This is a genomic window from Paraglaciecola arctica BSs20135 (genome assembly GCF_000314995.1).
Taxonomy (GTDB): Bacteria; Pseudomonadota; Gammaproteobacteria; order Enterobacterales; family Alteromonadaceae; genus Paraglaciecola; species Paraglaciecola arctica.
The window spans coordinates 91,849-113,306 of the sequence record NZ_BAEO01000010.1; the positions used below are offsets into that span (position 1 = coordinate 91,849).

The window sequence follows — 21,458 nt, forward strand, 5'->3', positions numbered from 1 at the left end:
GTAAGAAAGCAACGACTTTCTCCCGAAATATTCTTGCATTAATCGGGTCGATTGCATAATGTAAGCGCCATTGAAGCGCAGTGATTTAAAAGACCCCAAAATTATGAACATTACCTTGAAAGCAGTCGTCCATCATCACCATATAGCTTAACCTTTCAGGTATTTGCTGGGAGGTCTATTGGATCCTTCTAGCGGCGCAGACACACTCTAAACCCTCGGAAGGCATCTTTCGGGGGTTTTTCTTTTGCGGCTCTATAGCAAATTAAGTGATAAATTTTAAAATAGGATTGAGAACAATATGAGTGACAGCAGCAGACTTCGTATAGCAGTACAGAAAAAAGGTCGACTTAGCGACGACAGCATCGCCTTGTTAAAAGCGATAGGCATTAAATTGCAAATTCGTGATCGTTTGTTGATTGCTCATTCGACTAATCAACCTATCGACTTATTATTAGTGCGTGACGACGACATTCCCGGTTTAGTTATGGATGGTGTAGTTGATTTAGGTTTTATCGGCCAAAACGAGCTAGAAGAAAAAATGCTCGAACGCCAAGCAGCCGGTAAAAAAGCTGAATACATTGAGCTTAGACGCCTTGATTACGGCGGTTGCCGCTTATCTATTGCCGTTCCTAACGAAATGGATTATCAAGGTATACAATCTTTACAAGGCAAAAAAGTGGCCACCACTTACCCTTTCTTGTTAGAACGTTTTTTCAAAGAAAAGAACATTAACGCCAGCACTGTAATGTTAACAGGCTCTGTGGAAGTGGCCCCTCGTGCCGGTGTCGCCGATGCCATTTGTGACTTGGTATCAACAGGTGCCACCCTTGAAGCTAATGGCTTACAAGAAGCAGACGAAATATTTGTATCAAAGGCTGTATTTATTCAGCGCGCTGGCGAAATGCCCGAAGCAAAACAAGCTTTGATCAGTAAAATGTTGCCACGCATGGATGGCGTGACTCAGGCTAAAGAAAGTAAGTACATTATGTTACATGCGCCTAAAGCTTATTTAGAACAGGTGAAAAGTTTACTACCAGGCTCTGAAAATCCTACCGTTTTACCTTTATCTGGTAATGACAACCTTGTTGCTATCCACGTAGTCAGCCCAGAAACCTTATTTTGGGAAACCATGGAAAAACTCAAAGCATTAGGTTGTAGTTCGATTTTAGTGATGCCAATTGAAAAGATGATGTCTTAGGCAAAAATAGGATTTAACTAAGAATTAAGAGCAGAATTTAGTAAAAGGCCAAATAGTCATGCAAATATGGGCACAACTGAACCCAAGTGAACAAGCTGAACTGCTGAGCAGACCGGCGCTTTCTGATAGCCAAGCCTTGAGCGATACTGTGGCTGATATTATTCAGCAAGTAAAAGATCAGGGCGACAAAGCCTTATTGGCTTTTACTGAACGTTTTGATGGAGCCAAATTAAAGAGTTTACGTTTTAGTGATGCGTCACTCAGTAGTTTTGCCAGCGAAATAAAACCTGAAGTTAAATGGGCTATTGATCAAGCCTACGCCAATATCAAAGCATTTCATCAGGCTCAATACCCCAAAGATGTGCTTGTTGAAACCACACCAGGTGTGGTTTGTGAACTTAAACACGCACCTTTGGCATCAGTTGGGTTATATATTCCAGGTGGAACAGCTCCACTTCCCTCAACTGTATTAATGTTAGGTGCTACTGCACAAGTAGCCGGTTGCGCCAGAAAAGTCCTCTGCACACCTCCGAACAAAGATGGCCAAATTGCTGTTGAAATTCGTTATGCCGCAAATTTGTGTGGAATTGACGAAATTTACTTAGTGGGTGGAGCACAGGCTATTGCAGCCTTAGCACTAGGTACTGAAAGCATTACTAAAGTAGACAAAATTTTTGGCCCCGGAAACAGTTATGTCACCGAAGCCAAACAACAAGTTAGCCGCATTGCTGCAGGCCCGGCGATTGATATGCCAGCGGGTCCTTCTGAAGTATTAGTGATTGCTGATGCACAAGCCAATCCTGTTTTTGTTGCCTCTGACTTATTATCTCAAGCCGAACACGGCACAGATTCACAAGCAGTATTGATATCCGATAGCAGCGATTTAATCGCAGCGGTAAAACAGCAAGTATCTTTGCAGCTAGCCACGTTAAGCAGAAAAGATATCGCTGAAAAGGCGATTCAGCACAGTCGTTATATTTTGACTGAGAGCTTAGAACAAGCTTATGAAGTCAGTAATGCTTACGCCCCAGAACACCTCATAATACAAATTGAAAATGCCCGGGATAGTTTAGATAAACTGACCAATGCCGGTTCAATTTTTGTGGGTCAGTGGTCGCCTGAATCGGCTGGTGATTATGCCAGTGGCACTAACCATGTATTGCCAACTTATGGTTATGCACGTAACTATTCTAGCTTAGGCCTAGCCGACTTTATGCGCCGTTATACTGTGCAAGAACTGAGTTATCAAGGCTTACAAAATATCGGTAATGCAATTATGGACTTAGCTGATGCTGAGGGTTTAGATGCCCATAGGCAAGCTGTAAAACTAAGATTGGAGACTGAAGGTGAGGGATCATGAGCGACCTAGTCAACAAGCTAATTTGCGAAAACCTTAAAGCGTTAAAGCCTTACGAATCTGCCAGACGTATCTTTGCTGGCGGCGACAGCGATAGCGAGACCTGGCTAAACGCCAATGAGTCGCCTTTTGCCAATGATTTTACTATCGACACGGCACATTTTAATCGTTATCCAGACTGCCAACCACCCAGCGTATTATTGCCCTATGCAAAATATGCTGGTGTGCAAGCCAACCAGCTTTTGGTGAGTCGCGGTGCCGACGAAGGCATTGAGTTACTGATCCGTACTTTTTGCACCCCTGGTAAAGACAGCATTCTAATCTGTCCACCCACTTATGGTATGTACGCCATCAGTGCTGAAACCAGCAATGTGGCTATCGAAAAAGCTCCGCTAAAGGCAGACTTTTCTTTAGACATTCCTGCGATTTTTGCTTACCAAGGTAAAGTAAACTTAGTATTTATTTGTTCACCGAATAACCCTACAGGCACTTCAGTAGGCAAAGCACAGCTTAAACAAGTATTAGAGCATTTTGCAGATTCAGCCTTAGTGGTAGTCGACGAAGCTTATATTGAATTTGATGCAGACAATACTTGGGCAACAGAACTTGCGGCCTACCCTAATTTAGTAATATTACGCACTTTATCCAAGGCGTTTGCCTTAGCAGGGTTACGTTGTGGTTTTACCTTAGCCAACAGCGAAGTAATTCAAAGCATTATGAAAGTGATTGCCCCCTACCCTATAGCAGATCCTGTAGCACAAATAGCCGCCCAAGCATTGAGTCCAAATGGGCTCAAACAAATGGCCGAACAAGTTGAATATTTGTCGCAACAAAAGCAGTGGGTCAAACAACAATTAAATCAATTCCCGGAACTAGAATTAGTTGGTGACGATAAAGCCAATTTTATATTATTCCGCTATTCGAAAAAACAAGGGTTAATGGACTTTTTGGTGGCCAACTCAGTACTTATTCGCGACCAATCAAAACAAATAAATTTAGATAATTGCCTGCGTATTACGCTTGGCACTCAACTACAAAATGAAAAGTTGCTAGCGTTAATGGCGAGCTTTTTTAAACAGCAGGAAACATCAGCATGAGTCAACAACCACTTCTTTTTATCGATCGTGACGGTACTTTGGTTGAAGAGCCAGCCATTGATAAACAACTTGATAGCTTAGAAAAGTTAGTATTTGAACCACAAGTTCTACCAGTATTGCTGAAGCTACAACAAAATGGTTTCCGACTAATAATGGTGTCGAATCAAGATGGATTGGGTACCGATAGTTTTCCTCAAGCTGATTTTGACTTAGCCCACAATAAGATGATGGACATTTTTACGAGTCAAGGCGTAACCTTTGACGATGTATTGATTTGTCCTCACTTTGATAGTGACAACTGCACTTGCCGCAAACCTAAATTAGGTTTAGTTAAAGACTATTTGCAACAAGGCAAAGTCGATTTCACTCGCTCTTTTGTCATAGGCGACCGCGATACTGATATGCAACTAGCTGAAAACATGGGCATAGTGGGTATTAAGTACAATCGCGAAACTAACAACTGGCAGAACATTGAAAAACAATTATTGGCATCTAGTCGTGTTGCCACTGTGGTACGTAAAACCTCAGAAACTAATATTAATGTTACTGTCGATTTAGACTCCACAGCTAAATCAACTATCGAAACGGGTCTTGGCTTTTTTGACCATATGCTTGATCAAATCGCCACTCATGGCGGTTTTGAACTAAACCTAACCGTTGATGGTGATTTACATATTGATGATCACCACAGCGTAGAAGATACCGCACTTGCACTAGGCGAAGCGATTAAAAAAGCCTTAGGCGACAAACGTGGTATTGGCCGTTTTGGTTTTGCCTTGCCAATGGATGAGTGCCGAGCTGAATGTATTATGGATATATCCAACCGCCCACATTTAAAATTTGATGCCGAATTCAGCCGTGATCAAGTCGGCGAAATGGCCACTGAAATGGTGCCACATTTTTTCTATTCTATTGCCCAAGCAATGGGTTTGTCGCTGCACTTGTCGACTACTGAAGGCAATGCTCATCATCAAGTAGAAAGTTTGTTTAAAGTGTTTGGCCGTGCGCTGCGTCAAGCGATCCATAAGCAAGGTGAAGCTTTACCAAGCAGTAAAGGAACCTTGTAACTATGGCCACACAAAATATTGTAATTGTGAATACTGGCTGCGCGAATATTTCATCGGTAAAATTTGCCGTTGAACGTTTGGGTAACCAAGTCACTGTTAGTGATGATTTAGCGATTATTCAACAAGCCGACAAAGTGTTTCTACCCGGTGTAGGTAGCGCTAATGCAGCCATGGCTAGCATTGAGAAAAAACAACTTATCAGTTGTATTCAAGGCCTAACTCAACCTGTACTAGGCATATGTTTAGGTATGCAGTTGATGGTTGAAAAATCAGAAGAAAGCCTTAGCGATAACACCCCTTGTTTAGGTCTTATTCCCGGACAAGTAAAACGTATGCAAGTAGGCGATTTGCGTCTCCCACATATGGGTTGGAATACTGTTACCCCCGTTGCCGATGCACCTTTGTTTAAAGGTATAGATAACCAGAGCTATTTTTATTTTGTACACAGTTTTGCAGTCGCCATATCAGAATTCACTATGGCCAGTTGCCAGTACGGTATGGACTTTTCTGCAGCGCTTCACAAAGACAACTTTTTTGGTGTGCAATTTCACCCTGAACGCTCAAGCGATGCAGGTGCACACCTTTTGAAAAACTTTATTGATTTATAAAAGACAGAGTAATAAGACAGGGCGACAAAACAAAATATGATCATCCCAGCTATAGATTTAATTGAAGGTTCAGTAGTTCGTTTATACCAAGGCGATTACGATAAAAAAACCGAATACAAACTCGACCCAATCGATGTAGTGCATAGTTATGCCGACCAAGGTGCCCAGTGGTTACATATTGTTGACCTGACTGGCGCAAAAGATACCAGCAAACGTCAGCTTGAGCTGATTGCTAAAATGGTTGCCACTGGCCGTATGCAATTTCAGGCAGGCGGTGGTATTCGTAGCGAAGAAGACGTAGCACAGCTTTTAGAAATTGGCGTTAAACGAGTGGTGATTGGTTCATTAGCAGTCAAAGAGCCAGAGTTGGTCAAAGCTTGGATCACTAAATACGGCGCAGAAGCCATAGTATTGGCACTAGACATTAATATTGACGAGTCTGGCAACAAATTTATCGCCACTCACGGTTGGCAAGAAAACTCTGGCGTGTCGATTGAAGATTTACTCAACGACTTTTTATCCGTAGGTGCTAAACATGTTTTATGCACAGACATCAGTCGTGACGGTACTTTGCAAGGTGCGAATCATCAACTTTACACCGAAATGACCAAACAATTTCCCACTGTAGGTTGGCAAGCATCTGGTGGCATTGGTAATCTTAGCGATATTGCGGTGCTCAAACCTACAAACGTCAGTGGGGTCATTTTAGGCCGTGCTCTTTTGGAAGGTAAGTTCACAGTTAAACAAGCGATTGAGTGTTGGAATACAGCGAGTTAGTAACAGCAACATATCGCAAACAAACTATTTTAAAAACATAACAAATTAGGAAATTATCATGGCGGCTTTTGGTACAGTGTTTATGCCTCATATGGCGTTCACTACCTTTGAAAATAATCATTGGAATGAAGCAACAATAGTTGCATCTGACAGCATTCAATTACATCCTGGTGCCCATGTTTTGCATTACTCAAGCACTTGCTTTGAAGGATTAAAAGCCTTTAAACATGAAGATGGCAGCGTTCACGTTTTCCGTATGGATCAGAACCTCAATCGTTTTGATCAAAGCAGTCGTTTGTTGTCATTGCCAGACATTGACCAAGCACAAGTATCTAAGATGATTTTGGACATTGTTGAGCAATACAGTGCTGATATTCCAGAACCACCTGGGTCTATGTATATCCGTCCTACTCACATTGGCACTGAAGCAGCGATTGGCAAAGCCGCGGCACCTAGTATAAGTTCCATGTTATATGTACTGATTTCTCCGGTAGGTGACTACTTTGCGGGCGGTTCTAAGCCTCTTAGAGTGTTACTCGATGAAACCGGCATGCGCTGTGCACCGCATATGGGCATGATCAAAAGTGGTGGTAATTACGCCAGTGCGCTAGGTCCAATTTTAGCCGCGAAGCGTGATGTACAAGCCGATCAAATATTGTTCTGTCCTAATGGTGACGTTCAAGAAACTGGCGCAGCCAATTTCTTATTGATTGACGGCAACGAAATCATTACTAAAGCATTGGATTCCAGTTTTTTACATGGTGTCACCCGTAATTCAATTTTAACTTTAGCAGCAGATTTGGGCATGAAAGTCACTGAAACCCAATTAAGTGTTGATGAGTTATTAACAAGAGCAGCCAAACCCAATGTTGAAGCAGCGTTATCGGGCACAGCAGCGGTACTTACATCAGTTGGCACTCTTATTCATAACGGTAAAGAACACGCTGTAGGTACAGGCGAACACGGCCCAACAACTCAAAAGTTGCGCCAAGCTCTGAATGATATTCAGTGGGGCAAAGCACCAGATACCCACAATTGGTTGACTCGAGTCGGGTAAGAGCAGCTTTGAGATTCAAGCAAAAAGATATTGCACCACAGAGGTCACAGAGCGCTTCGCTGCACAGAGAAAATCAAAATATTTTTATATTGTCTCTGTGTCCTCTGTGGTTAAAAATGTTTTTGTTTTTGTTTTAGTTTTAGTTTTTGTTTTTGTTTTTGTTTTTGTTTTATTTTTGCTCGCGGTTCGCGGCTAAAAACTCAAAACTTTTTATAAGGTTTTTTTATGTTAGCTAGACGTATTATCCCCTGCTTAGACGTAAAAGACGGCAAAGTGGTCAAAGGCGTAAAGTTTCGCAATCACGAAATTATTGGCGACATAGTGCCTTTGGCTCAGCAGTATGCAGAACAAGGTGCCGACGAGTTGGTGTTTTACGACATTACAGCCTCTAGTGACCAACGTGTTGTGGATAAAAGCTGGGTGACTCGCATTGCTCAAGTCATCGATATCCCATTTTGTGTAGCTGGCGGTATTAAGACGATTGAGGAAGCAGGTAAAATATTAGAAATGGGTGCCGACAAAATATCGGTTAACTCCCCTGCTCTAGCTGATCCCGAATTGATCACCCGCTTACACGACACCTTCGGCCAACAATGTGTGGTAGTAGGTATAGACAGTTTTTACAATGAAGAAACCGGCAAATACCAAGTGCACCAATACACTGGCGACGAAACACGTACCCAAGTAACCGCTTGGCAAACCGCCGATTGGGTTAAAGAAGTACAACAACGTGGCGCTGGTGAAATTGTACTTAACTGCATGAACCAAGATGGTGTACGCAAGGGTTACGATATCGCGCAACTGTCTGCTATTCGCAAAAGCTGTTCTGTACCTTTGATTGCATCAGGCGGCGCAGGTGAAAGCGTGCACTTTAAAGACGTATTTGAGCAAGCCGATGTAGATGGCGCATTAGCCGCGTCAGTGTTCCATAAAGGCATTATCCCAATACCAGTACTAAAAGCGTATTTACGAACGCAAAATATTGCGATTAGAGATTAGAGATTAGAGATTAGAAGATTATTTACCACAGAGACACAGAGAGCACAGAGAAAAAGAAAAGGAATTCTTAACAATCCATTCCTCTGTGCAGCGAAGCGCTCTGTGACCTCTGTGGTTCAAACGCTTTTAAGGCTGAAGTTCTAAAAGATAAAAAAATATTCACCACAGAGGAAAAGGAGGACACAGAGAAATAAGACTTAATTCTTAACAATCTGTTCCTCTGTGTAGCGAAGCGCTCTGTGACCTCTGTGGTTCAAACGCTTTGAAGGTAGCTCGTAGCTAAAACATATTAGAGATTAAAATGATTATTACAAAAGAAAATGTGGCAAAACTCGCTTGGGATAAAATGGAAAACCTAATCCCCTGCATAGTGCAAAATGCGGTCAGTGGTAAAGTGTTGATGCAAGGTTTTATGAACCAAGATGCGTTGGATAAAACTTTAGAAACAGGTTTAGTGACTTTTTTTAGCCGTTCAAAACAACGTTTATGGACTAAAGGCGAAGAGTCTGGAAACAGTCTAAATTTGGTCGAAATCAGCAGCGACTGTGACGACGATTCACTACTAGCCTTGGTTAACCCGGTTGGCCCTACATGCCACAAAGGTACAGAAACCTGCTGGGCAGATAGTCAATCTGCAGACATCAGTTTTATCGCTGAATTAGAAACTGTAATTGCATCACGTAAAGGTGCCGATCCTGACTCTAGTTACACTGCACATCTTTATAGCAAAGGCATTAAACGTATCGCGCAAAAAGTCGGTGAAGAAGGTGTTGAAACAGCATTAGCGGCTACGGTAAAAGATTTAGAAGAGTTAAAAAATGAATCTGCGGATTTGTTATACCACCTAATCGTATTGTTACAAGCCAGCGATTTGAATTTGTCTGATGTGGTCAAAGTATTAAAAGACCGTCATAGTAAATAAACGTTTCTACTCAATTATAATACATGGATTGCACAATCTGTCGTCCATGTCATTTCCCCTCAGCGTATTCTAAATAAACCTCACCTAAACAATTTTTAACACCTGAAATATCACCAATACCCACTCGCAAATATAATTCCCTTTATGACTTACAGTTATTTGTAAAATCACCCAAAACAGGGCAAGCTGGCTTTAATTTACAACGTATATGAACAGAAAATAAATATATATTTAACCTAATGAAAGACTGCAAGTTAGGTCTAACTAGGCACTATTAAAGCGCTTAAATGAACGAAAATAAGGAAATTCACTGATGTTACTTCGCCGCATCAAAACACACATCCAAAAAGAAAACTGGTTTGCAGTATTAATTGATTTTTTAATCATAGTCATGGGCGTGTTTGTTGGTTTGCAAATATCGAACTGGAATGAATCATACAGCTCTCACACTGACTATGTACGCGCCCTTGAACGACTAGAAACAGAAATTAAAATCAACCACCTTAATGTGGCGACAGTAGATACAGAAGCGGCCCAGTCACTGCAAATTGTAGGGGATGCCTTAGATATTTTACTGTCATGTTCAGACAGTGAAGCAAATCGATCGTTAGTGAATAAAGGGATCAATGAGCTTAGAAACACTAATGGAATATATTTACGTCGCCAGGCTTTAAAAGAATTAACAACCAATCCACGACTTTTGGCACATCAAACAGCCCAGGAACGCCAACGTTTTACCGATATGTTGATTCATTTTGAATTGACTGAAGTTAATAGTGATTTAGCAGAAGACCATCCCCTCAAAAAACGCTTTGAAGACAATCCGCTACTCAGCGTGGGTCCACGTCTAACGCTTTCATCAAACAAAGATTATGGTGACGATATACCCCATATCCGCAGTATCAAACTAAACACTCCCATCGATGTAGCCTGTAAAAATGATCCACTAATAAAAGCTTTTGTAACTTGGGAACGTTGGCAAGGGGTCCTATTGCCCATGATGGGGCAGATCCGCAATGAATTGAACGCCACAAAAGCCTTATTGGAAAAACGCCGATGATCTTACAAACCTTCAAAGTCAACTTTCAACAGATTAACTCTGTGATTAATAAAACATTGAAATTTGTAAGCCATAAAATACTTGTTTGTCACTGTCCCAATAATCACCATCTATTTGGCGAGCTTTAATAAAACCTTCGATACGCATATTTGGCATGTTTATGCCTGCTCCCAACCCTGCATAACCGTCCACAGAATTATTTTTTTGCGTTTTATCAAAATAATAATCGTCATCGTTTCGTCTATCATCAGACACAATTTCGAAGGCATCAAAACCAGCTTCTATATACACAAAAACCTTGCCATAAACGCCTAGTCTAACGCCTGTATCCCAAGCCATAAAATCCTGCATATCACCATCTTCATCTAAAACTTCGGCGTAATTAAGTGATGAAACAAACTCTCCCTTTACAGCAGCATATCTAGGGCCAATTGGTAAAGTAAATCCTATTCCGGTAATCGAATCAGTGGCGTTGAATTCGCCTTTTAAAAAATAGCTAACTGAATCTTTAGCAACTCCCTGCCAACTTAAAAAAAGCATACTCATTACAAACACTTTAAACATAAAAGACCATCAGTTCACAATACAAGAATAATGAGTATGCTATTCATTTTAAGCTTAACCAAGTATGAATATGCAAATTTAGTAAGTTAAATAGTAACGAAATAAATTAATCGCATACTATGTATGTCTAACCACAGATTATGGTTGAACTTAAAAACTATTTTCGTAAATTATTGAGGGATCACATATTCACTGCGTATACCTAGTAATATAAGGTAAATTAACGGGCATAACATGAAAGTAATCTACCTAAACAGAGCGCAAAAACATCCCATTGTTGGGGATGAAAATAGCGATTTAGTCGAGCAGTTGTATGCAGAATATGGCAGCGCTTTACGCCGTTTTATCCGCGTTCGCTCTCGATTAAGTGAAGGTGATTGCGAGGATGTTATGCAAGAAGTATATGAACGCTTATTAAAATTTGAAAATTTACAGCAAAAACTCGCAGGTCGTATGGACACAGTGCGTAACTATCTATTTCAAATTGCCACGCATATATTAATCGACCGTAATCGCAGAGCAAAAGTGCGCTGCAAAGACGCTCATGTTAGTGATCATGAAACAGCAATTTTATCATCTATATTTTCACCTGAGAGAGCACTGCAAAATCGTAAACAGTTAAGGCAGATTGAAAAAGTACTAGGTGAAATTAAAACCAGCCACCAACAGGCATTTATGTTAAACAGAATTGAAGGTAAAAGTTACCGTGAAATCAGCGATTTATTGGGTGTATCGGTAAGTACTGTAGAAAAACACATAGCAGCAGCACTGGTTGCCATAAGAGCACAGGTGTCGCCAGAATGAATAGTGAAAACAATCAACAAGCTATGCGCCAGCAAGCTGCAAAATTTGTTGCTCGTCTGTATTCAGGTGAATTAAGCGCCCAAGAAGAAAACCAAATTTACACTTGGTGTGAGCACAGTGCTGCTCATCAGCAAGAGTTTGATAACATGCTCTCCATCTGGGATAGCAGTAGTCAGTTATATCAAACGCCTAAAGCGACATCCAAACCTATACGGGCATACTGGTTCTCCGGTTTAGCAGCGAGTGTGGTTGGCGCTGTGATTTTGGTGTGGTTTTTAGCCATTCCCAAACAAAACACAGGTCCACTTTACCAAGCCTCAACCCATAGACCGAATCATTACCAAACCACAATTGGCGAAATAAGCACAGTGAATTTACCTGATGGCAGCATGGTGACTTTAAATACCAACAGCGCTATTACAATAGATTTCACAGGTACTCAGCGACGTGTATGGTTAGATAAGGGAGAAGTCTATTTTGATGTTGCAAAAGATCCCAACCGAGTATTCAGCATAGATACCGGCCACAAAACAATTAGAGTCATTGGCACAAAATTTAATGTGCGCAAATCAAATGAAACACTAAAAGTGTCGGTATCAGAAGGTTTGGTTGCGGTGCAATCATCTGCACAGCCATCAAGTGACCAAATTGAATTCGATAATGCAGAAACACTACTACCAGCAGGCTCAATTGGTGCATTTACTGGCACCAGTGAAGTTGTGGCAAAAGTGACCTTTCAAGAAACCCTTACTGAGCAACAATGGCGACAAGGTGTATTTCGTTTTGACAATGAACCTTTGGCTAAAGTCATTACTGAATTTAATCGTTATCGCTTGAAAAAAATCACCCTGCAAAATGAAAGATTGGGTAAATTAAAAATAAGTGGCGTTTTCAAATTGAAAGACGGTGATAGTATTTTATCCGCCATTGAAGCCGCACTGCCGGTGAATGTAGAACGTTACCCTAAGTACATAGAATTAACGGCTAAAAATTAATTTGCACCTTTATGGAGGATTTATGGAGGATTATTTTTTTCATTGCGTATACCTCTAATAGGAACAGTCAATTCTAATAATAATAGAGGCACACATATGAGAATACGTCCGTCATTTAAACTTAGTACCCTAGCTTGCAGCATGTTGTTAATAATGCATACCAACCAAAGTTTGGCCGCACAAGAAACACCACTAAACATAGATATCCCAGCACAGAATATTAACTCTGCGTTGCTCGAACTCGCAGAAGAAAGCGAAACACAAATATTATTTTCGTCCCTTAGTATGCCCGACATCACCACTCGCAAAATATCCGCGACTTTAACTGTAGAAGAAGCGCTTTTTATATTGTTAGAGAATACAACTTTGGAATACGTAAAGGACTCTGCCAATACATTTGTGATCCGTGAAAAGAGTAACCAATCTAAGGTAAAACCTCAGACTAAAACCTCTGCAGTGACATCAGCAACTCCACAAAACGGTACACAAACAAAAAAGACTGACGGCGAAGCCAGTGTTGAGCGCATCCAAGTAGTTGGCTCAAATATCCGCGTCAATCAAGATTCTGGCGCACTACCTGTCACTACATTTAATGCCGAAGACTTTGAAGACTTGGGTATTGAAAGTGGTGCTGATTTATTAGCTGAGCTACCCCAGCAAGGTGACGTGAGTTTTAATAGTTCCCGCGTAGTTGGCGGCGTAAATGACGCCCGTGGTGATGTTTCTTCGATTAACTTGCGAGGTATCGGCTCAGGTTACAGCTTAACCTTATTAAATGGTCGTCGTTTAGTGCTTCACCCTGGTACTCAGGCTGAAGATTTAGTACCTGTAAGCACAGTTAACTCAAATGCCCTACCCGTGCGCGGTCTAAAACGTGTTGAAGTATTACGTGATGGTGCAGCGGCTATATACGGTACAGATGCAATAGCAGGCGTAATCAACTACGTTCTAAAAGATGAAAACACCGGTGGTGATTTACAAATTCAATATGGCAAAAACGACGGTACCAATAGAGATACCCTGAGTCTTTCGGGTTCTGGTGGCTGGTTTTTTAATGAGGATAAAACCCATTTAACCTTAAGTGGCAGCTTATACAAAAAAGATATGTTGATGGCGTCTGAACGTCCCTATTCAGCCAGTTCAGATAAGCGTAATTACCCAGGTCTTGGTGAAGAATTTGCCAGCAGTACTTCCCTAGATGGTCGAACAACCTCTACACCTTGGGCTGAATTAAGCTCTGACAGCTTAGGTACATTTCATATTCAGCCAGATACATTAAGTGGCTGTGTTGCTGATCTTGGCAATGGAATTTGCGCAGATCAAGGCAGTTTAGGTCGCGAATTAAGATACGACTCTAATTCAGAACGTTCACTAAGTTCTGAAGTCAGTCGTATTAACTTATATGCATTAATGACCCATGAACTGAGCGACGATATCGAGCTTTATGGTGAAGCCCTTTATTATCAGGCCGAGGCGGATCGTTTAAGAGAACAGAGTGGTAATCTGACTGCCCAGCGCTTTACTGTATCCAGTGATGCTTTCTACAACCCCTTCGATGAAGATATAACAGTAAGACGCTACCGTCCCATTGATACTGGACCCCGTAAAATTAATGTAGAAGACTATTCATACCGTTTTCTTACTGGTTTAAGAGGCTATTACCAGGACTGGGACTGGGATTCAGCTTTACTTTATTCCAAAGCCCACACGCTCGATTCAGCTAATCGTGTTAATACAACTTTGTTTCAACAAGCAGTCAACAGCACAGATCAAAGTACCGCCTATGACATTTTTAATGGCGGAAGTTTAACCACCCCGAATATTGGTGATGCAACGGGTAACCCGCTAGATGTCATCGACAATTTTATGTTTAATATTGAGCGAGAGTCAGAAACTGAACTTGCTTTATATGACTTTAAAATCTCGCGCCCTGATTTATTCACTTTACCAGCCGGTGATGTAGGTATGGCAGTGGGTGTTGAATACCGTTACGAGAGTTTTTCAGACGCACGTAGTGATGCATTAAACGGTACAAATAGCTTTATCAATATAGTAACGGGCGAGGAAAGCCCATTAGCCAGTACAGTACTGGGCAGTAGTCCAACACCAGATTCATCGGGCAGCCGCAATGTGTTCTCAGCTTATTTAGAATTGGCAGTACCATTACTCGCTGACTTACCTGGTGTAAAAAGCCTAAATATGCAACTTGCTTCCCGTTATGAGAGTTTTTCTGATGTAGGAGATATTGCTAAACCTAAAGTGTCTTTAGCATGGCAAGTGAATGACATGGTTCAATTTCGTGCAGCCTACGCTGAAGGTTTTAAAGCACCTGGTTTACCACAAACTACAGCAGTGGATGTATCACGCTCAAATACACGCTCAGATCCTATTTCAGGCACGCGTCAAGGCACCTTAGAAATTCGTAATGGCAGTTCTGACTTAAAACCTGAAACCAGTAAAAACACCTTCGCTGGTATTGTTTTCACTCCTACTGAAAACATAACATTGACTGCTGATTGGTGGCATATCAAACAAAAAGATGTGGTGGGAATTTTAAGTAGCCAAACACAAATTTTATATGATGCAATATTACGAGCTGATGGGGGCAGTAATCAAAACGTCATTAGAAATGACAACAATGAAATACTCTACGTTACCAATGACTACACAAACTTGTTACCTCGTGAAATTAAAGGTGTCGACTACAGCATTTCATATAAATTAGAAACCGATATAGGTAAATTTACTTTTAGTGCAAATGCGGCGCATCTGACCAAGTTTGAACAAGGCTTAGACAGTATTACTCAAAGTGTCGCTGATGCACAAGCGGCTGGAGATCCTTCAGTATTGTATAACGATGCAGCAGTGGGAATACCTGGGGCTGCTGGTGACTTATTAGCGCAAAATGGTCGTCCTGAATGGCGTAGTAATCTTGGCATAAAATGGAAAAATGGCAGTTGGGGCGCGGGTGTTAAATATAAATACACTAGTGAACTAGAAAATATCTTTCTGTCTTACTTCGATGAAAATGATGATTTAATTTATCATCAGATTGATAGCTGGGCGACAGTCGATGCCTATGCAACTTACTCTTTTGCTAAACAAAACAACTGGTTAGATAAAACAAAAGTGACACTAGGCGCACGTAATATTGGCGATGAAGAACCTCCTTTTTCATCCAATACCTTCGGTTATGAAAACAGCGTTCATTCATCTTCAGGACGCTACTTATACATGACATTAAACAAAAAGTTCTAGTCAATCTTAGTTACTTAGCCAATCAGAGACCGTCTCTGATTGGCTATTTTTATCGCCCTTCCCCCACAAAGAATGGATAACCCAAATCATGTTTAGATACTTTATACCGATATTATTCTTATTTAGTTTTTCACCCTTTAGTTATGCCCAAGCCTGTAAATTCGATGATGTGACTTTCGATAGTAATTTCAGTGGAGCCCGTCTAGATAGCTGTAACAAACTTGCTAAACACCAATATCATATCGGCATATTGCCAGAAAATGAGCCCGTTAATCCCAGCCCTTGGTTTAGTTTCAAACTACATTCAGAAAATGCAGCTGAGGTAACAATAAAACTCACCTTCAACGGTAATAAGCCACGCTATTTGCCTAAGATCAGCACCGATGGCATACACTGGCAAGGACTCGCTTTTAATACAACAGGTCAAGAAATGTGGCTGACAGTCAACACGGGCAATAAACCGGTTTGGATCTCAGCTCAAGAAGTGATCAATAATCAAGAGTACGACATATGGTTAAGAGGCTTAAAAAAACAAAGTCCTGAAATATCTATTGAAACCCTCGGCCACTCAGAAAAAGGTCGTGAAATTAAGGCCTTAGTAAAACAATCTGCAAAAAACCAAGAATGGCTAGTGATCCTTGGTCGCCAACACCCGCCAGAAGTGACAGGCGCTATGGCTCTATTTAGTTTCAGTGAATCATTATTACTAGACGACAGCCTACGAAATCCATTTTTTGAACGCTTTAATTTATTATTAGTACCTGACTTAAACCCAGATGGCGTAGAAGATGGTAACTGGCGGCACAACGCTAATGGCGTTGATTTAAACCGCGACTGGAAAAAATTCACACAAATTGAAACTCGCTTAGTCAGAGACAAAATGGCCAGCATAGTGAAAAATGGCGGAAAAATAGTATTCGCGATTGATTTTCACTCAACCTTTCATGACGTGTTTTATACTATGCCAGAAGATCATAATTTAGCACCACAACCTTTGATGACCGATTGGTTAGCGAGTTTAGAAGCGGAGACAAATTGGATATTTAGACCCGTCAACAAATCAGCTTCGTCACCAGACAAAGGCATTTTCAAACAATATATTGCCGATCACTACCAAGTGCATGGCGTAACCTACGAAGTAGGTGATAACAGCAATCGCCAGCTTATTCCTTATGTGGCTAAACAAGCAGCCAAGTCACTGGTCGATAACTTGTTAAGACTAAAACCAGAAGCATTTTATGTTACCCAAAAATAGCCAACTAAACACAATGATAAAAACACCATCTTGGTCACGCATCAGTATTGTAGCGACCTTATGCTTGAGTACTTGGGTAAGCTTAGCTACGGCACAAAGCAACGCTTCTTTTGTAGAAAAAGATGTAACAGGTCATCAAGCTTTAAGTCGTGAATTAGCTCAAAATATGTGGGGTTGGGCAGAAACACGTTTTCACGAACAAAAAAGTAGTCAAGCAATGCAACAGATCCTTGCCGAGCAAGGCTTCAAAGTTGAGGCCGGTATCGCTGGTATGCCGACTGCTTTTGTTGCCACTTATGGATCTGATGATGGCCCTGTTATCGGCATATTGGCAGAAATGGATGCTTTGCCAGGTTTGTCTCAGCAAGCAGCACCCCACAAACAAGCCATTGACGGTAAAGCAGCAGGTCATGCTTGTGGTCATCATTTGTTTGGTGCGGGTTCATTGTCTGCTGCATTAACAGTTAAAAATTGGTTACAACAGAACAAAATAAAAGGCCAAATTCGCCTATATGGTACCCCTGCGGAAGAAGGAGGTTCAGGCAAAGTGTACATGGTACGTGAAGGCTTGTTTGACGATGTCGATACAGTTTTACACTGGCATCCTGGCGACCAAAACACTACACAGCCTATGTCGACACTTGCCAATAAAACCGCCAAATTTCGTTTTCACGGTATTGCCTCTCATGCTGCCGCAGCACCAGAACGTGGACGTTCAGCCCTAGATGCTGTTGAAGCAATGAATTATATGGTGAATATGATGCGCGAACATGTACCCTCTGATACTCGTATTCACTACATTATTACCAATGGTGGCAGCGCGCCAAACGTAGTGCCAGAGTTCGCTGAGGTCTATTATTACATGCGCACACCTTCGGCAGCAGATTTGCCTGCGTTATGGAGCAGATTAGAAAAAACCGCACAAGCTGCCGCACTAGGAACAGAAACCACAGTCGATTGGGAAATCATGTCAGGAGTATGGAGTACCCTGCCTAATGCCACTCTAGCTAAAGTTGCTCACGATGCCATGCAAACTTTTGGTGGTATCGACTATTCACCCGAAGAGCAAAAATTTTCCGATGAAATTCGTCCAACACTCAGTAAACGTGCCTTAAAGCAAATCGGTAATGAACAAAAAATTGCCACTTTTACTGATGATATCTACCATGCCACTGCATCTACCGATGTAGGTGACATTAGCTGGAATGTGCCAACAGCCGGTTTTGTAACAGCAACTTGGGTTCCTGGTACTGCACCTCACAGCTGGCAGGCCGTAGCAACGGGCGGTATGAGTATTGGCTATAAAGGTATGCAGTTGGCGAGTAAAACCCTAGCACTAAGTGCAATTCGTTTATTCGAACAGCCCGAGCTGATACAAAAGGCAAAAACAGAATGGCGTGAAAGAGTAGGTGATGTGCAATATCAATCACAAATTGGTGATCGCTCTCCCGCTTTATAATATTTATTACGCACTATTGACCAGCTATTGCGATTTCATTCAATGATTTATACATGCAGTAGTGCGAATAGCTTCATTAATTCCGCAAAACAGAACTAACTAAATCTGGGTATTGATGCATAAACAACATAAATTCCTTTTCCAATTCAGTGCTGACAGGCACTTTACCTTGCAGCGCCAACACAAAATGTTTTTGTTGCGGCAAAGGTGCAATTCGGCCATGAACAAGCAATGCTAAGTACTTACCTGCATAGTGGATCAAATGTTTAGTTGTGGCTCTGTATTCATCACTAAGCGTTACCTCAAAACCACCATCTACTAGGGCCGCCATGCTTTTTTTAGAAAAGATGTTATCCACATCAGCCATCAGATCAAATAGACGCGCTATCATGTGTTCATCAGACAGAATATCCACATGACCACTATCAAAGCCAAATGTTTGTTTGGCTTGTTTTTGCGCCTCTGGGTGTAATTGACTGGAAAGTGGCACCACCCCATCGTTATTTTCACCTAGTTTTAAGGTACCTGGGTTTCTAAAGGCGTAAAAAAGTTGGTGGTTAATAAATTCTGGTAGCGGTTTTCTATATAGTTGTTGAATAAATTTATTGTTAGGATTCAAATCACGCCATGCTGGCAAAACAATCAGCCCATTATTTTCGCCCTTGGCCGCTTGCGGATGACCGCCAAAAGGACTGGCGATGGAGACAAATAACTTAATCTTATTTTCCCCTTCTTGTCCTTTATATTTATTAATGGCCTCTCGTACTACAAGCCCGCCCATACTATGGGCAACAACAATGAGTGGCATTTCCCCTAAGGGAATGACTTGGCCTGAAAGAAACAAGTTATAAAATAAACCAGCAAGCTGATCCAGATCACCACCCGACGGATAATAGAAAAACCAAGGTCTATATCTATCCCTATCTAATTGACTGATGATGGATTCGAAGGCCCTAGCACTGTCGCCAATACCGTGTACAAACACCACAGGGATTTTGTGAACTTGATCTTCTTCGAGTGCATAGAACATAGTGGGAGCATGCTCTAGAAATGAAGCTGGGTCGTACATGCCTAAGGTCGACATGTTTTTGTCAAACAAAGGATCACTAAGAGAGCGTATGCTTCCCGATGGATAAAAAAGAGATTGCTGGGCTTCAAAACCTACAGGCAAGAAAATCTTATCAAACCGTGCAGACAACTTATTTGCAGTTAACAATATATCAACTTGGCTGACTATTAACTCAGGGTAGAGCACCTTACTGAGAGTGAGTTTGCTGTGACCAACAACTTCATTGTGATCGAAAACATCATCCCTATTGATATCAGCATAGACCTGTAGGTCGTAGTCTCCTTCAGGTAAGTTTAACCCAAAGTGGGTGTCTGTGGTCCTATTGGAAAACATAATATCTACGCGTTCATTCACTTTGAATTTATCTGAATAAGCGGCAATGGCTAAAGACATATCTGAGTATTTCCCAGACGCATCTATGGTTTTACCGATTACAAAAAAAGTCTCTCGATCCAGCATATGTTTTAGGTTTTTTTGACTGGGCTCTGCATTTTGGATCTTCGCGTAATTCGCTTGGACCGAAGTGTATTTAAGGTAAGTGCATGAGGACAGTAACAAACATACCGCCAAATACCCCAAAGTATTAAAAGCGATTTTATTCACTATGCAGAAACTTTTCGACAGCTTGAACTGTTGCCAAGGGATCTTCTTCGTGGGGCACATGCCCCAAATCACTAAATGATTTAAACTGGCTATTAGGTATTTCTCGGTGAAAACGATGACCACTACTTATTGGTATCAAGTGATCTTTATCTCCCCAGATGATTAGTGTTTCTTGAGTTAATTCACTGACTCTGTCTGCCAGTTGACCTGCTTTGGTTTCAACAAAGCGCTTTGCCAGTGCTTCTCTATTGCCCTCTCTGGTGCTCAGCTCAAAATATCTATCAACCAAGTCTTCAGTGATCTTATCAGGATTTCCATACACATTAGCAAGACTACTTTTCACCACTGATCTGGGCATGATGTTCCCGAATAAAAATTTGAGTATTGGGGAGCTATAAATTCGAAATGCAATGGGAACAGAGTCTGACTCAAATGGGTAACCGCTTGAATCAACCAAAACAAGTTTTGCTACACGCTCAGGGAAAAGAACCGCTGCGCTCCACGCCACATATCCCCCTAATGAATTCCCCGCGACAATAGCCGAATCAATGCCCATGGCATCCATCAATTTAATTAAGGTTTTAGCATAATCTTCAATACGATATTTACTTTGCGGATGAGGGCCTGTTAAACCAAATCCCGGCATATCGAAACGTATCACTCTATGATGATCTGATAACACTTCAGTCCAACCATTCCAAGTGTGTAGCGAAGCACTAGTGCCATGCACCAATATGATAGGCAAAGGGTCTTCTTTAGGGCCTTCATCTCGATAATGCACTTGCATACCAGAAAGTGATAAAAACTGTGAAGGTGCCTTAGCCCATCGGTCGATTAGATCTTGCACTGGTCTGTCTGGCTCTGAAAAAGCAAATTGCAAATACCCATAAGCGCCAGAAACAGCCACTAGTAACAACAAAGATAGACGGATTAAATACTTCACTCACACTCCCCAAAAACAACAGCCGATGTTCGGCCAGATAGATACGATATAGAGTACTGCAAACAATAAGTTGTGTATATTCGCAGCAGATTGATAATCAAAGTGCCGCCAAAAACTTTTATCAAAGATAGCGTAAAATAACAGCAATACCCCACCCTGATATGCACGATTTATCGGTATGAGTTGTCATAGCTATATCACTCTACAGTTGCCGTGTTAAAATCGCTATATGTTTACAAAAGGCTTGAGAAAAGTTTGAAAAACTCATTACAATTCTGATGTTAGCAGTATGTTTTGCTCAAAACTGCTACGTTTTGTCACTGTGTAAAAAACAACATCAATGACGGCTTTGAGAGGCTAAGTGAT

At 41.4% G+C, this 21,458-nt stretch carries 18 protein-coding genes and 1 other annotated feature; of the genes, 15 read left to right on the forward strand and 3 right to left on the reverse strand.

What is annotated here, in order from left to right; genetic code table 11:
* Window positions 1-126: 126 nt before the first annotated feature.
* Window positions 127-242 (forward strand) — a sequence feature (His leader region).
* Between the two features lie 56 nt (window positions 243-298).
* The 10 genes from hisG (at window position 299) to GARC_RS03870 (ending at window position 10,142) form a co-directional block, all read left to right on the forward strand.
* The gene (hisG, locus tag GARC_RS03825) at window positions 299-1,198 is read left to right on the forward strand and encodes an ATP phosphoribosyltransferase (RefSeq protein WP_007616907.1); all 900 of its coding nucleotides are present in this window, start codon (window positions 299-301) and stop codon (window positions 1,196-1,198) included.
* A gap of 58 nt (window positions 1,199-1,256) precedes the next feature.
* Window positions 1,257-2,558: a histidinol dehydrogenase gene (gene hisD / locus GARC_RS03830; RefSeq protein ID WP_007616909.1), complete on the forward strand. Its 1,302-nt coding sequence runs from the start codon at window positions 1,257-1,259 to the stop codon at window positions 2,556-2,558.
* Window positions 2,555-3,652, forward strand: coding sequence for a histidinol-phosphate transaminase (hisC, locus tag GARC_RS03835; protein ID WP_007616917.1), 1,098 nt, complete (start codon window positions 2,555-2,557; stop codon window positions 3,650-3,652). Before hisD ends, hisC begins: the two co-directional genes overlap by 4 nt.
* Window positions 3,649-4,719, forward strand: a complete 1,071-nt coding sequence (hisB, locus tag GARC_RS03840) for a bifunctional histidinol-phosphatase/imidazoleglycerol-phosphate dehydratase HisB (protein ID WP_007616922.1) — start codon at window positions 3,649-3,651, stop codon at window positions 4,717-4,719. The genes hisC and hisB overlap by 4 nt, the downstream gene beginning before the upstream one ends.
* 2 nt (window positions 4,720-4,721) lie before the next feature.
* The gene (hisH, locus tag GARC_RS03845) at window positions 4,722-5,327 is read left to right on the forward strand and encodes an imidazole glycerol phosphate synthase subunit HisH (protein ID WP_007616923.1); all 606 of its coding nucleotides are present in this window, start codon (window positions 4,722-4,724) and stop codon (window positions 5,325-5,327) included.
* Window positions 5,328-5,363: 36 nt separating this feature from the next.
* A complete protein-coding gene (hisA, locus tag GARC_RS03850; protein ID WP_007616924.1) occupies window positions 5,364-6,104 on the forward strand; it encodes a 1-(5-phosphoribosyl)-5-[(5-phosphoribosylamino)methylideneamino]imidazole-4-carboxamide isomerase in 741 nt (246 codons plus the stop codon).
* Between the two features lie 58 nt (window positions 6,105-6,162).
* Window positions 6,163-7,161, forward strand: a complete 999-nt coding sequence (locus tag GARC_RS03855; RefSeq protein ID WP_007616925.1) for a branched-chain amino acid aminotransferase — start codon at window positions 6,163-6,165, stop codon at window positions 7,159-7,161.
* Between the two features lie 225 nt (window positions 7,162-7,386).
* Window positions 7,387-8,160, forward strand: coding sequence for an imidazole glycerol phosphate synthase subunit HisF (gene hisF, locus GARC_RS03860; protein WP_007616927.1), 774 nt, complete (start codon window positions 7,387-7,389; stop codon window positions 8,158-8,160).
* A 301-nt stretch (window positions 8,161-8,461) separates the two neighbouring features.
* Window positions 8,462-9,082, forward strand: coding sequence for a bifunctional phosphoribosyl-AMP cyclohydrolase/phosphoribosyl-ATP diphosphatase HisIE (hisIE, locus tag GARC_RS03865; RefSeq protein WP_007616929.1), 621 nt, complete (start codon window positions 8,462-8,464; stop codon window positions 9,080-9,082).
* A 313-nt stretch (window positions 9,083-9,395) separates the two neighbouring features.
* A complete protein-coding gene (locus tag GARC_RS03870) occupies window positions 9,396-10,142 on the forward strand; it encodes a hypothetical protein (RefSeq protein WP_007616931.1) in 747 nt (248 codons plus the stop codon).
* 45 nt (window positions 10,143-10,187) lie between these two features.
* Here GARC_RS03870 and GARC_RS03875 read toward each other — a convergent pair whose 3' ends face one another.
* The gene (locus GARC_RS03875) at window positions 10,188-10,688 is read right to left on the reverse strand and encodes a hypothetical protein (RefSeq protein ID WP_226989056.1); all 501 of its coding nucleotides are present in this window, start codon (window positions 10,686-10,688) and stop codon (window positions 10,188-10,190) included.
* A gap of 252 nt (window positions 10,689-10,940) precedes the next feature.
* Here GARC_RS03875 and GARC_RS03880 point away from each other — a divergent pair, with 252 nt between their 5' ends.
* The 5 genes from GARC_RS03880 to GARC_RS03900 all read left to right on the forward strand — a co-directional run bounded on the left by GARC_RS03880 (window position 10,941) and on the right by GARC_RS03900 (window position 18,477).
* The gene (locus GARC_RS03880) at window positions 10,941-11,510 is read left to right on the forward strand and encodes an RNA polymerase sigma factor (protein WP_007616960.1); all 570 of its coding nucleotides are present in this window, start codon (window positions 10,941-10,943) and stop codon (window positions 11,508-11,510) included.
* A complete protein-coding gene (locus GARC_RS03885; protein ID WP_007616962.1) occupies window positions 11,507-12,505 on the forward strand; it encodes a FecR family protein in 999 nt (332 codons plus the stop codon). The genes GARC_RS03880 and GARC_RS03885 overlap by 4 nt, the downstream gene beginning before the upstream one ends.
* A 96-nt stretch (window positions 12,506-12,601) precedes the next feature.
* The gene (locus tag GARC_RS03890; protein ID WP_007616963.1) at window positions 12,602-15,763 is read left to right on the forward strand and encodes a TonB-dependent receptor; all 3,162 of its coding nucleotides are present in this window, start codon (window positions 12,602-12,604) and stop codon (window positions 15,761-15,763) included.
* 88 nt (window positions 15,764-15,851) lie between these two features.
* Entirely contained in the window at window positions 15,852-17,018 is a 1,167-nt protein-coding gene (locus tag GARC_RS03895; RefSeq protein WP_007616964.1) for a M14 family metallopeptidase, read from the forward strand.
* Window positions 17,002-18,477 (forward strand): amidohydrolase, encoded by a 1,476-nt coding sequence (locus tag GARC_RS03900; RefSeq protein WP_007616965.1) that lies wholly within the window; start codon window positions 17,002-17,004, stop codon window positions 18,475-18,477. Before GARC_RS03895 ends, GARC_RS03900 begins: the two co-directional genes overlap by 17 nt.
* Before the next feature lie 76 nt (window positions 18,478-18,553).
* On the opposite strand, the gene GARC_RS27650 is transcribed toward GARC_RS03900, so the two are convergent.
* Complete coding sequence (locus tag GARC_RS27650; RefSeq protein WP_407636163.1) at window positions 18,554-20,149, reverse strand: lipase/acyltransferase domain-containing protein; 1,596 nt, start codon at window positions 20,147-20,149, stop codon at window positions 18,554-18,556.
* On the reverse strand, window positions 20,142-21,092 hold the full coding sequence (locus GARC_RS03910) for an alpha/beta fold hydrolase (RefSeq protein ID WP_007616968.1): 951 nt from the start codon (window positions 21,090-21,092) through the stop codon (window positions 20,142-20,144). The genes GARC_RS27650 and GARC_RS03910 overlap by 8 nt, the downstream gene beginning before the upstream one ends.
* Window positions 21,093-21,458 lie beyond the last annotated feature (366 nt).

What these genes read in the sequence shown, in the direction of transcription:
- hisG (WP_007616907.1), top strand. Translation starts at nt 299, where the DNA reads ATGAGTGACAGCAGCAGACTTCGTATAGCAGTACAGAAAAAAGGTCGA.
- hisC (WP_007616917.1), top strand. Translation starts at nt 2,555, where the DNA reads ATGAGCGACCTAGTCAACAAGCTAATTTGCGAAAACCTTAAAGCGTTA.
- hisD (WP_007616909.1), top strand. Translation starts at nt 1,257, where the DNA reads ATGCAAATATGGGCACAACTGAACCCAAGTGAACAAGCTGAACTGCTG.
- hisF (WP_007616927.1), top strand. Translation starts at nt 7,387, where the DNA reads ATGTTAGCTAGACGTATTATCCCCTGCTTAGACGTAAAAGACGGCAAA.
- GARC_RS03890 (WP_007616963.1), top strand. Translation starts at nt 12,602, where the DNA reads ATGAGAATACGTCCGTCATTTAAACTTAGTACCCTAGCTTGCAGCATG.
- GARC_RS03885 (WP_007616962.1), top strand. Translation starts at nt 11,507, where the DNA reads ATGAATAGTGAAAACAATCAACAAGCTATGCGCCAGCAAGCTGCAAAA.
- GARC_RS03895 (WP_007616964.1), top strand. Translation starts at nt 15,852, where the DNA reads ATGTTTAGATACTTTATACCGATATTATTCTTATTTAGTTTTTCACCC.
- GARC_RS03855 (WP_007616925.1), top strand. Translation starts at nt 6,163, where the DNA reads ATGGCGGCTTTTGGTACAGTGTTTATGCCTCATATGGCGTTCACTACC.
- GARC_RS03870 (WP_007616931.1), top strand. Translation starts at nt 9,396, where the DNA reads ATGTTACTTCGCCGCATCAAAACACACATCCAAAAAGAAAACTGGTTT.
- GARC_RS03880 (WP_007616960.1), top strand. Translation starts at nt 10,941, where the DNA reads ATGAAAGTAATCTACCTAAACAGAGCGCAAAAACATCCCATTGTTGGG.
- GARC_RS03900 (WP_007616965.1), top strand. Translation starts at nt 17,002, where the DNA reads ATGTTACCCAAAAATAGCCAACTAAACACAATGATAAAAACACCATCT.
- hisH (WP_007616923.1), top strand. Translation starts at nt 4,722, where the DNA reads ATGGCCACACAAAATATTGTAATTGTGAATACTGGCTGCGCGAATATT.
- GARC_RS03875 (WP_226989056.1), bottom strand. Translation starts at nt 10,688, where the DNA reads ATGAGTATGCTTTTTTTAAGTTGGCAGGGAGTTGCTAAAGATTCAGTT.
- hisB (WP_007616922.1), top strand. Translation starts at nt 3,649, where the DNA reads ATGAGTCAACAACCACTTCTTTTTATCGATCGTGACGGTACTTTGGTT.
- hisIE (WP_007616929.1), top strand. Translation starts at nt 8,462, where the DNA reads ATGATTATTACAAAAGAAAATGTGGCAAAACTCGCTTGGGATAAAATG.
- hisA (WP_007616924.1), top strand. Translation starts at nt 5,364, where the DNA reads ATGATCATCCCAGCTATAGATTTAATTGAAGGTTCAGTAGTTCGTTTA.